This window comes from Microbispora sp. H11081 (assembly GCF_012999535.1).
Classification (GTDB): domain Bacteria; phylum Actinomycetota; class Actinomycetes; order Streptosporangiales; family Streptosporangiaceae; genus Microbispora.
Genome location: NZ_JABBWV010000029.1, coordinates 1 through 10,657 on the forward strand (window position 1 = coordinate 1; position 10,657 = coordinate 10,657).

15 protein-coding genes are annotated in these 10,657 nt (G+C 67.2%); 12 read left to right on the top strand and 3 right to left on the bottom strand.

The genetic code is table 11. From position 1 onward, the window contains the following. Positions 1-196: 196 nt before the first annotated feature. Together HHX31_RS33160 and HHX31_RS33165 are read left to right on the top strand one after the other, a co-directional pair. Positions 197-445 carry a hypothetical protein gene (locus HHX31_RS33160; protein WP_169953709.1) on the top strand — a complete coding sequence of 83 codons (249 nt, stop codon included), beginning with the start codon at positions 197-199 and terminating at the stop codon, positions 443-445. After that, entirely contained in the window at positions 442-771 is a 330-nt protein-coding gene (locus tag HHX31_RS33165; protein ID WP_169953711.1) for a hypothetical protein, read from the top strand. The genes HHX31_RS33160 and HHX31_RS33165 overlap by 4 nt, the downstream gene beginning before the upstream one ends. A 505-nt stretch (positions 772-1,276) precedes the next feature. Here HHX31_RS33165 and HHX31_RS33170 read toward each other — a convergent pair. The 3 genes from HHX31_RS33170 to HHX31_RS33180 form a co-directional block, all read right to left on the bottom strand. After that, positions 1,277-1,897, bottom strand: a complete 621-nt coding sequence (locus HHX31_RS33170) for a guanylate kinase (protein WP_169953712.1) — start codon at positions 1,895-1,897, stop codon at positions 1,277-1,279. Beyond that, a complete protein-coding gene (locus tag HHX31_RS33175) occupies positions 1,894-2,634 on the bottom strand; it encodes an AAA family ATPase (RefSeq protein ID WP_249347388.1) in 741 nt (246 codons plus the stop codon). The genes HHX31_RS33170 and HHX31_RS33175 overlap by 4 nt, the downstream gene beginning before the upstream one ends. 554 nt (positions 2,635-3,188) lie before the next feature. Then, positions 3,189-3,569 (bottom strand): GntR family transcriptional regulator, encoded by a 381-nt coding sequence (locus HHX31_RS33180; RefSeq protein WP_169953716.1) that lies wholly within the window; start codon positions 3,567-3,569, stop codon positions 3,189-3,191. Positions 3,570-3,706: 137 nt separating this feature from the next. Here HHX31_RS33180 and HHX31_RS33185 point away from each other — a divergent pair, with 137 nt between their 5' ends. From HHX31_RS33185 to HHX31_RS33225, 10 genes are all read left to right on the top strand, one after another. After that, positions 3,707-4,048 carry a hypothetical protein gene (locus HHX31_RS33185; RefSeq protein ID WP_169953718.1) on the top strand — a complete coding sequence of 114 codons (342 nt, stop codon included), beginning with the start codon at positions 3,707-3,709 and terminating at the stop codon, positions 4,046-4,048. Beyond that, positions 4,045-5,418 (top strand): FtsK/SpoIIIE domain-containing protein, encoded by a 1,374-nt coding sequence (locus HHX31_RS33190; RefSeq protein ID WP_311932497.1) that lies wholly within the window; start codon positions 4,045-4,047, stop codon positions 5,416-5,418. The genes HHX31_RS33185 and HHX31_RS33190 overlap by 4 nt, the downstream gene beginning before the upstream one ends. Positions 5,419-5,451: 33 nt before the next feature. Then, positions 5,452-6,144 (top strand): DUF2637 domain-containing protein, encoded by a 693-nt coding sequence (locus HHX31_RS33195; protein WP_169953720.1) that lies wholly within the window; start codon positions 5,452-5,454, stop codon positions 6,142-6,144. An 11-nt stretch (positions 6,145-6,155) separates the two neighbouring features. Further along, complete coding sequence (locus tag HHX31_RS33200; protein WP_169953722.1) at positions 6,156-6,515, top strand: hypothetical protein; 360 nt, start codon at positions 6,156-6,158, stop codon at positions 6,513-6,515. A gap of 20 nt (positions 6,516-6,535) precedes the next feature. Then, positions 6,536-6,709 (top strand): hypothetical protein, encoded by a 174-nt coding sequence (locus tag HHX31_RS33205; protein ID WP_169953724.1) that lies wholly within the window; start codon positions 6,536-6,538, stop codon positions 6,707-6,709. Further along, the gene (locus HHX31_RS35460; RefSeq protein ID WP_283244713.1) at positions 6,706-6,840 is read left to right on the top strand and encodes a hypothetical protein; all 135 of its coding nucleotides are present in this window, start codon (positions 6,706-6,708) and stop codon (positions 6,838-6,840) included. The genes HHX31_RS33205 and HHX31_RS35460 overlap by 4 nt, the downstream gene beginning before the upstream one ends. A 116-nt stretch (positions 6,841-6,956) precedes the next feature. Further along, on the top strand, positions 6,957-8,339 hold the full coding sequence (locus tag HHX31_RS33210; RefSeq protein WP_169953726.1) for a replication initiator: 1,383 nt from the start codon (positions 6,957-6,959) through the stop codon (positions 8,337-8,339). Continuing rightward, the gene (locus HHX31_RS33215; protein WP_139577440.1) at positions 8,332-8,508 is read left to right on the top strand and encodes a helix-turn-helix domain-containing protein; all 177 of its coding nucleotides are present in this window, start codon (positions 8,332-8,334) and stop codon (positions 8,506-8,508) included. Before HHX31_RS33210 ends, HHX31_RS33215 begins: the two co-directional genes overlap by 8 nt. Continuing rightward, complete coding sequence (locus HHX31_RS33220) at positions 8,508-9,779, top strand: site-specific integrase (protein ID WP_169953728.1); 1,272 nt, start codon at positions 8,508-8,510, stop codon at positions 9,777-9,779. The genes HHX31_RS33215 and HHX31_RS33220 overlap by 1 nt, the downstream gene beginning before the upstream one ends. 78 nt (positions 9,780-9,857) lie before the next feature. Continuing rightward, positions 9,858-10,526: a hypothetical protein gene (locus tag HHX31_RS33225; protein ID WP_169953730.1), complete on the top strand. Its 669-nt coding sequence runs from the start codon at positions 9,858-9,860 to the stop codon at positions 10,524-10,526. Positions 10,527-10,657 lie beyond the last annotated feature (131 nt).

Genomic DNA, 10,657 nt, shown 5'->3' on the forward strand with positions numbered 1-10,657 from the left:
CTGCCCGGGGCGGTACTCCCCCGCCTCGATGCGCGCCCGGATCAGGTCTGCGAGTTGCTTGTAGACCGGGCGGTCGGCGCTGGGGTCGATCGTCATAGCGCCGAAGCTACGTAGCAGCATAGGCGCATTCCATTGCACGTATGTACGTACATAGCTACTGTGACTGAGGAATGGTTCCCTCCTGATCGGGTGGCTCATGACGGTGCAGGACCTTGCAGCGCAGTTTCCGGACTGGGTGATCTGGCGTGGCGCCAGCGAGACCGGGCCTCAGGGGTGGTACGCCACGCGGCGGGCGGTGTCGTTGAGCGTCGAGCAGTTGAACGCGGGCTTAGCGCAGACCGTGTGGAGCGACGACGGACCCTCCTTGGCGCTTGAGCTGGAGAGACAGAGCGAGATCGCCTCACGCCTCACGAGCGCCACAAGCAGCCAGGGCGGTGAAGCTTGAGCCTGGTGGCGACGCCCATGCGCTCTCCCGCTCTGGTGGTGGCCGAGCAACTCAGGGGCGAGTTGGAACGCCTTGGTGTCGTCGCCGACGTTCACGAGGGTGACGGTGTCGCACTGCTGTCGGTGTGGCTTCACCTCGTGGTGTGGTGTGAGCGAGGGCCGGAGGGCTGGCGGTATCGCTGGTGGACCGGTCGCGTCTCGGAACGTTCGGGCCGATGGGTCTACACGGGATGCCGGGCGCTGGCGGTGAAGACGGCGGCGCAGCGGATCGCCGCGCGCTATGCCGAGCTTCGCCGTGATCCTTCTTCTTCCTCGCTGCCGTGGTGATGACGGTGGTCAGGAAGACTCCCGGGCCTGCGAAGCACCGGCTGCCGGGACCGCCTGACGTGCTTGAGCTGATCATGGACTGTGTGGGCATTCATGCGGCTGCCAAACAGCCCGGGTGTGAGGAGATCAGGTGGTTTAAGAGCCGGCCTCGGGCGGCTTCCGTACGCGTCCGCCGGCACACCTGCGACTGCCAGCCCGTGGCCTATGAGCTGTGCCAGGCGGGCGGATTGATGTTCGTACGGCGCTACGACCGCTCGGACGGGGTGCTCATTGAGGAGAGTGAGTGGCTTCGTCCGCCTGCCGCCGAGCACCTGTGGACGAGGATTCTGCTTGGTCAGTCGCGATGACGACGCATGCCGCCAGGGCTCGCCGTCCCGCCAGCGCCGCGCAGAGAGTGCGGAGCTGGCGGGATGCGCACACGTCGATGTTTGCTGGACCTCGACCGGTGATGACCGTCCCGGCGGTGCGCAGTGCGGCAACTGCGGCACCTGGTGGCGTGCCGATCTCATCCCTCCCGGTGTACGGCCACGCTCTCCGGCCGATAGTGCGCCGGGTTGGCGGCCTTCGTCAGGGCGAGGAACGCTCTCGTGATCTCGCGTGCGGCCGTCTCGGCGTCCAGGCGGTCGGTGTCGATGCGGAGGTGGAAGAAGCCGTCGTCGGTGTTGGCGGTGAGGTCGGCGAGGGTCTCGTCCCAGGCTTTGAGCCGTTGGGCGGTGTCGGCGTCTCCGCGGCCTGTCGAGCGCTGCTCGGTCGCCTCGCGGGGAACCCAGAGCAGGACGCGCAGCCAGGCGTCCGGGGTGTGCCCGACGAGGCGGCGCAGGTCGGCGATGTTGCCCATGTGCGCGACTGGCGCCTGTCCGGCGGCAGTCATGTCCTCGATCTGCCGGCGGTCGACGGCGTACACGTTGCCGTACCGGTGGGTTTCCAGCAGCAGGCGACCCGCGCGGCGCAACTCGTCGAGCCGCTCGGTGGTGACGAACTCATAGCCGTCCGCGCGGCCGGTGCCAACCTTGAGCTTGGGCAGCAGCCGAAATCGCGGGTCGTGCCTCTGCATCGCCGCGGTGATGGTGTTCTTGCCGCTGGCGGGCGGGCCGTACAGGACGACACCCACGGGCGGCACGGTCATGTCAGGATCCGCTTGAGCGACTCGCGGGTCTGGTCGGCAAGGGTGATCGCCGAGCCCAACCGGTTGTCGATGGTGATGTGCGCGGTGGGCGGGCTGGCGTCGGTCTTTAGGCCCGACACGTACTCGTCCCAGTTGGTGAGCTTCCAGGCGTCCCGAGCGGCTGCGCGGAACTCGATGTACTCGCGCATCGACTCGGGATCGCAGCGGATCCAGATCGCGGCCACGTCGATGCCCTTGGCGGCGCACCGGTTCTCCAGGCGCTTGAACCATGCCTCGTCGTTGAGCTCGCTGATGAACGGCGCGGACAGGATGGCGGAAGTGCCTACGTGGAGGTTGTCCCACGCGGTCTCCATCAGGCACCGGTACTCCAGCGGACGGACCTCGGACCGGTACAGGTCGCTATGCCGGTCGTTGGGGTCGGCACCGAGCGAGACGAGAAGGCGTTCGGTCATGGACCGGGTGATGGAGTCCTTGTCCAGGAACGCCCAGCCGGTGATGTCGGACAGGAAGCGGGAGAACTCGGTCTTTCCTGATCCCGCGTAGCCGCCGACGAGGGTCAGGATCGGCTTGGGGCTGCCGCCGCCGTGGCGTCGGCGCCAGGCGTCGACGATGCGGTTGCGCAGGGCAGTCTGCTGGTGGTTGTCGGGCTGGATGCCGTCGACGGAGACCTTGGCCAATGTCTCCTCGATGACCTGGGCGGCGGCGTTGTCGGCTGCGGGGTCGGTGGGAGCGGGCAAATCGGAAATCATAATTTCCGCTTTCTCCGTTTCGCCGGGAAGGGGCGGCCGAAATCCTAGGTTGGGCTCTGTGGCCTGGTACATGAGGCAGTAGGCGCGGCGGTAATGCGGGCCGGGGTAAATGGAGCCGTGCTCGTGCCCCCACAGGGTTTGGAAGTTGGCTGCGGGTACCGCCAGGCCGTGGCGGCGGGCGGTCTCTCGGAGTCTGTCGCCTGCGGCCTCCAGAGTCAGGCCGTGGGCTTCACGGTGTTCCCGCAGACGGGAGGGGGTCCAGCCGGGTCGCTGGGTCGCCTTCATTGCATCCCTTCACGTTCACACTTTCGGGTGGGTCGTGCGGTGGTGCATGTGAAAACGTACGTGTAAACCGCTGATGAAGCGGCGTGAAGAAGCTTAGTTAAGGGTGCGTGATACAGAAAAGCCCGTGATCACGGTGAACTAGCGGCATCCCGAAACCGGGAAACACCGACCGCGAGGAGTCACCGTGAACATGAGCGACGAGACCACCCGGCGCATCATCGCCGACCTACGGTCGCTGCGCGCCGAACTCGAAGAGATCACTTGCCGGGTTCACCAGATCGCTTCTGCTCTTGAAAGACAGCGGACTCAAGATCGGCAATCCGATCCCCCAGGTCCCTCATGAGCGCCCGCATCTCGGCGAGCTGCCCCATGATCGCCGAGTCGCCAGACGCCTCGGCAAGGCCGGCGCTCTCCGGCTCGCGAACGAACACGCCCTTGCCCTGCTGCCCGACGATCAGCCCTTCGGTACGAAGGACGCTGATGGCGGCCTTGACGACGCTGGTTGAGACGTCGTAGCGCTCGCAGAGCTGGTTGATCGAGGGCAGGGCCGTACCAGGCGGCAGCGATCCGTTCCGAATCTGCCCGCGTAGCTCGTCGGCGATCTGCATGTAGGCAGGCCGACCGGTCTTCTCGATCATCCCGGCCCTCTCTCTTTGCCTCCAGTTCACCACATCCCGGCCGTCACGCCAACCAAGTGCTCCAAGTAGTCCTTGACAACTTGGCATACTAAGAACACTATGAGTTCTAAGAGAGCTCACCTCGAAAGGAACAGATCATGCGCACCATCCCCATCCCTGTCGACGTGTCCAAGCTGCACATCACCTGCGCCAAGGCCGCCCGTCCTCGTTTGGTCAGCAAGGAGACCGGCGAGATCAAGCGGGACCGAGACGGCAACACCATGTACGAGGTCACGCTGTTGATCGAGGACAGCAACGGCCGCATGGAGCTGGTCAAGGTCAGCGTGACGCCCGAACCGCCCATCTCCCCCGGGGAGGAGGTGGTCCCGGTCGGCATGGTCGGCTACGTCTGGGAGCAGGGCGACCGCTGGGGCATCTCCTACCGGGCTCAGTCGTTCCTCCCCGCGACCGCGGCCTACGGGGCGGGGGCCGATCGATGATGCACCTGCCCCGCCCGGTCCTGCTCGCCGTCGCCGCCCTGGTCGTCCTCGTCCTGTGGCGGCGGTGGGCGCCGACCTCGTACTGGTACCTGTTCGTCTTCCCGCGTAAGGCGGTCTGGCTGCGCTGGTCCTGGCGGCACGTGGCCTCCGGCTGCGGCCTGACCAAGAAGCGTCAGCGGTGGTGGTTCACCACCGTTCCGGGCCTGGTGGCCTCGACCGGGGTCGTGCGGGTCAAGCGGCGCTTCCAGCGGGTCGCGGTCGACACCAAGCCGTGGATGGGCCTGCCCCGCCCGGTCCGGCACGGCTTCCGCATCACCTTCCACCTGCTGGACGGGCAGATCCCCGACGACTACGCCAAGGTGTGCGATCGGCTCGCGCACGCCTGGCGGATCGAGGCGGTCCGCGTTGTCGGTTCCCGTCCCGGCCGCGTCACCCTCCAGGGGATCACTCGCGACCCTTTAGCGCACGTCGCCCCCGCTGCACCTCCGCCTGAGCCGCGGGAGGGATGGCGGGGAGAGGACCTGCTGCGGCCCGTGGTGGGGGTGCTGGAGACGGGCGCCGCCTGGCGGATGGATTTCCGGCTGATCCCGCACTGGATGAACGCCGGAGCGACGCAGTCGGGCAAGTCCAACCTGATCAACGCGCTCATCGTCGGACTCGCTCCGCAGCCGGTCGCCCTGGTCGGCTTCGACCTCAAGGGCGGGGTCGAGCTCTCGCCATACGCCCCTCGGTTGACCGCACTCGCCACCACTCGCGCGGAGTGCCTCGACCTGCTGGCGGACCTGATCGCGGTCATGGGCGCCCGGATGCTGGCCTGCCGCCGGCTCGGGGTGCGCGATATCTGGCAACTGCCGGACAGCGTACGGCCTATCCCGGTCGTGGTCCTGGTCGATGAGCTGGCCGAGCTGTTCCTGACCGCTGACAAGGCGGAAAAGGATCAGGTCACTCGTACGGCTACCGCCCTGCTGCGGATCGCCCAGCTCGGCCGCGCCTTCGGCATCCACCTCGTGCTGTCCGGTCAGCGGATCGGCTCCGACCTCGGCCCCGGCGTGACCGCGCTGCGCGCCCAGATCGGCGGGCGGGTCTGCCACCGGGTCAATGACCCCGAAACCGCGGTGATGACCCTCGGCGACCTCGATCCTGACGCGCTGGTCGCCGCCCGGTCGATCCCGCCGGAGTTGCCCGGTGTCGCGGTGATCACGGGCAGCGATGGCCGCTGGTACCGCGCTCGCTCCGCTTACGTCTCCACCGTTGCGGCTGAGCAGGCTGCCGAGACCTATGCCAACATCACGCCCTCGTGGGCGCAGGTTGCCGCCTCCGGCCTCGGCCACGAACTCCCCGGCAGCGAAGCCCCGCAGATCGCCGCCTAACCCGATCCCACCGAGCGAGAGGAGGTATCCCGCATGCCTGCGCCCCTGTCCCGCCTGGCCGTACGGCTGGCCGACACCGGTCCGGTTCTGGTCCTGGCCGCCATCGCCGGGGCGGGCAGCTTCACCCACATCCGCGACACCGCCGCCGCCAGCGGCCAAAGCGGGTGGATGTCGTGGGCCGTGGCCGTCTGCGTCGATCTCACCTGTGTCATGGCCGCCCGGGAACGCCAGCGGGACAAGAAGACCGGACGCGTGCGGCGGGGCTGGATCTCCTGGCCCACCCTCGTCCTCGTCGCCGGCATCGTCTTGTCCCTGGCCGCCAACCTCCACCAGGCCGACCCCACCCTGTGGGGCTGGCTCACCGCCGCCACACCCGCCGGGGCCTTCCTCGTCGCGGTCTCGATGCTGGAACGCCGGGCCTCCGGCCCCCGCCTCGACCCGTCCCCGGCTCCGTCCTCGTCCGCCGTCCCGTCGTCCGCGCCGGTCGTCACCTCGTCCTCGGTCCCCGCGCTCGTCCCGTCCGATCAGGACGGCGCGGACAGCAACCAGGACGGCCCGGAACCGTCCTCGGCACTGGTCGACTACGCCCGCCGCGTGGCCGACGAACACCACGCCAAGCACGGCAAGCCCATCACCCGCGACCTGCTGCGCGCCCGCCTGGGGGTGTCCAACCAACTCGCCTCCGACCTGCTCCGCACGCTGCGGACCACACCGGACGCCCTGTGAGAGGAGAACCCATGTCCACCACCGACCACCGCACAGCCACCGTCGCCGGCCTCCGCGCCCTGGCCGACTTCCTGGAGGGCAACCCCGCCCTCCCCATCCCGCGCAGCTCCATCAGCGTCACGTACTTCCCTGACCGGGCGGACGACGCGATCATGCGCGCCGAGATCGACCGCATCGCGGGTCTGCTCGGCGCAGAGATCGACCCGGGTCGCCTGCCCTACAGCCACTACAGGACCGGTCTGGACTTCGGTCCGGTCCGCTACGAGGCGCTCGCCATCCTCGCCGACGCCCGCGCCCGACATGAGGCGGTCACCTCCTATGAGGACTGCATCGTCCCCGAGACCACCGTCAACCCGGCCCACGCCGCCTAACCGCAAGGAGGTATTCGATCATGCGCATTCGAATCGACGGCACCGACGCCGAGATCGCTTACGCCGTGAACAAGATCCGCACCATTCTCCCGGTCGGCTCCGTCTCGCCGATCACCCGGCGTCGCCGCCGGGCCTACACCTGGCGCGTGTTCATCAACACCGCGCCCAAGCGCGAAACGAGGTGGATCGCGTGACGACCCCGAACGAGGACGCCCCGGCCGCCGAGATCACCCCGAAGCGCTGGCAGTGCTGCCACTGCGGCGGGGGCGGCCTCGACAGCTACGGCGAGACCTGCCGCCACTGCGAGGGCCTCGGCTTCTGCTGACCGCCCGCACCGCTGATCACAGCGCCCCCGGCGTGACCACACATCCGCCAAGACGTCCGTCACGTCGGGGGCCATCCCACACCGAACCCAACAGCCCGGAAGGGACACGCCCCATCATGCCAACCCAGCACGCCATCGCCGGACTCATCACCCGGCTCCACGACCCTCAATACGCCCGCTGGGCGAACCAGATCCGCCGGACCGGCGGCTGCCGCCAGCCAATCCACCTGCGCGGCAAGGTCGAGCACTACGACCGCGCCACCGGCCAACTCCTCCACCGCTACAGCACCCACCTCGAACCAGACGGCCTCCTGCGCGTCCCGTGCAAGACCCGCCGTGCCGCCCGCTGCCCCTCCTGCGCCGAGACCTACCGCGCCGACACCTACCACCTCGTCCGCGCGGGCCTTGTCGGCGGCAAGGGCGTCCCTGAGACAGTCGCCTCCCACCCGTGCCTATTCGTCACCCTGACCGCGCCCTCCTTCGGCGAGGTGCACTCCCGGCGAGAGAAGGACAGCAAGATCCTGCCCTGCCACCCACGACGGGACGCCGAGACCTGCCCCCATGGGCGGGTCATGTCCTGTACGGCCCGGCACGAAGCCGACGAGACATGCCTTGGCGAGCCGCTATGCCCGGAGTGCTACGACTACACCGGCTCGGTCCTGTTCAACGCCACCGCCCCGGAGCTATGGCGCCGCTTCACCTTGGCGCTTCGCCGACACCTGGCCAAGCTCGCTGGGCTCACCCAGAAGGACCTCGCCGCCCAGCTCGTCGTCTCCTTCGCCAAGGTCGCCGAATACCAGCGGCGCGGCGTCGTCCACCTGCACGCAGTGATTCGCCTCGACGGCCCGGACGGCCCCGCCTCTCCACCCCCGGCCTGGGCGACGGTCGACATGCTGACCCACGCCGTCCAACACGCCGCCACCGTCGTCACGGTCAAGGTCCCCGCGTACGACGGCCAACCCTCGCGGGTCCTTCGGTGGGGTGCCCAGCTCGACACTCGGCCGATCACCCTGCACGGTGAGCTGACCGACCAGGCCGTCGCCGGCTACATCGCCAAGTATTCGACCAAGGCCGCCGAATGCGTCGGCACCCTGGACCGGCGCATCCAACCACTGGAAAACCTCGCCGCCCTACCGGTCCGTGAGCACGCCCGGCGGCTCATCGCCGAATGCCTCCGCCTCGGGGCCTTCGGCGAGCTGGCCGACCTCCGGCTAACTCACTGGGCGCACATGCTCGGCTTCCGCGGCCACTTCTCCACCAAATCCCGCCGCTACTCCACCACCCTCGGCGCACTCCGCGCCGCACGCGGCGAACACAAGCGCGACGAGCAGATCAGCACCGGACGACTCCCCCTGTTCGAGGAGGACACCGTCCTCGTGATCGCACATTGGCAGTACGCCGGACAGGGCCTCTCCGCTGGAGACGCCATCCTCGCCGCCGCCATCACTGGCACGCCCCTGCCCGCTGTCCACCCTCGTACGGAGGACTCGGATGGATGACCTCGTGCTCACCGTCGACGAGGCCGCGGAGCGGCTCCGCGTCAGCCGGTGGACCCTCTACACCCTGATCCGCTCCAACCAGCTCAAGACCATCAAGATCGGCCGTCGTCGCCTCGTCCCCGTCGATTCGCTGGCCGAATGCGTCGACTACCTGAAGGCGGTGGCGTGATGACCAAGACCAAGCTCGGCGCCGCGCACGAGGAGCCGAAGAGCCGTAAGCCACGCAAGACGCGGAAGCGCTCCAACGGCGAGGGAACTATCGTCCAGCGTAAGGACGGGCGATACGAGGCCAAGGTCTTCGTCCCGACCACGGCGGGCGCGATCAAGCGCGTCAGCGTGTATGGCAAGACCCGCGAGGAGTGCCACGCCAAGTTCGTTGCCCTCAAGTCTCAGGCCGACCAGGGCATCCCCGTTGCCTCAGAGAACTGGACAGTTGGCGACTACCTGGCTTACTGGCTGGAGCACGTCGTTAAGGTCGAGCGCCGTCCCAAGACCGTACAGGGGTACGAGGGGGTCATCCGGCGGTACCTCCTGCCGGCCCTCGACCGGAAGCGCCTCGACAAGCTCAACGCGGCAGAGGTCCGTCAGTTCGTCACGTCACTCCGTACCGGCTGCCAGTGCTGCCAGCGCGGTTGGGACAAGCTTCGGAAGCCGCCGGAGTGCTGCGCCAAGAAGGGCGGCGAGTGCTGCGAATACAAGATCGAGACCCGCATGGTCCAGTTCATTCACGCTGTCCTGCGGAACGCTCTGGAGAACGCGGTCCGGGAAGAAATCATTTCGCGCAACGTCGCGAAGCTCGTGAAGGTGTCACCGCCCAAGTACAAGGTCAACCGCGGTCTCACCGTTCCGCAGGCACGCGCGCTGTTGAAGGCCTCTCAGGGTCACCGCCTCGGCGCCCTCTACGTCCTGGCGGTCTGCCTCGGACTGCGGCGCGGCGAACTCCTCGGGCTCCGATGGGAAGATGTCGACTTGGAGGCGGGCACGCTCGAAGTCGTGCAGACCCTCCAACGGGTCGGCGGCCGGCTCCAGTTCGTCAAGCCCAAGACTGAGGACTCAGAGCGCACTGTCCCGCTTCCGCCCGTCTGCATCGAGGCGCTCAAGGAGCATCGTAAGCGCCAGTTCGCCGAACGGTCCGACCGCTGGCCGGACTGGGAGGATCACGGGCTGATCTTCCCCTCTCGTCGGGGAACACCGATGGAGCCCGACAACCTCCGCCGGAGTTGGGGTGAGATCCGCAAAGCGGCCGGCCTCGGGACCGTGCGTCTTCACGACCTCCGCCACACCTGTGTGAGCCTCCTGCTCGACCTCGGCGTACCGCCCCACATCGTGCGGGAGATCGTCGGACACTCCGACATCGAGGTCACCATGACGATCTACGCCCACGCCTCCCTCGACGAGAAGCGTAAGGCCCTCGGCAAGCTGGGCGATGCCCTCAGGTAGCACGGTGGAAGGCCCTGATCTAGCCTCGACCGACATAATCGGTCGAGGCTAGATGCCTCGAAGGCGCAAACTTGTGTCATGCATGACGCTAGTGAGTTTGTTCTGTCCGATGACCTTAGCGATCTCCTCGACGGTGGGTATCGCTGGCCAAGCCCGGATGACGATCTTCAGGCTCTGGGCGACAACCACAGGTCTATAACGTCCCCCGGCAACCGGTTTCCACTGAGCCCATGGTCCGCCTATGTAGACGGGTACCGTCTGGCTGCTCAGGTGCTTCTTGATGGCATCGAGAGCGCTGACCTCGAGTCAGAGAAGAGCCTACTGGTCTTTCCCTTCTTGATGACCTGGCGGCACTGTGTTGAGCTCCAGCTCAAGGCCCTTGCTCACTTCATCCAAACCCACAATGGTCAGGACACAGAGCGGCTTCAATCGCACAAGCTCGACCAGCTCTGGCGACGCACTCGGAAGCTGATCGAGTCGAGCCCTCATGGTCAGTCCATAAGAGAGCTACAGCACGTGGAACGTCTGATCCACCAGCTCAACTCGATTGACCCAACCTCTGAGCATGCCCGCTATCCCGTGACAGCGAAGGGCCTGCCGACACTGAGTAATCTCGAGTACCTGGATGTGCGTCAGTTCCACGAGGCCCTAGAGGGAGTGCTCAACTTCTTTGACGGCTTGACGGATGTGCTGGGCGAGGCATACCGATTCGAAGCTGAGATGGCAGCAGAGTACGGCGACTGGTGACGTTGTCGTCAGCGTTGTCGTCAACGCGAATCAAGAACGCCCCGGAGCGTGATCGCTCGGGGCGTTTGGGCTGTTCAGAGAGTGTGGTCAGGGGCAGGGTCGAACTGCCGACCTTCCGCTTTTCAGGCGGA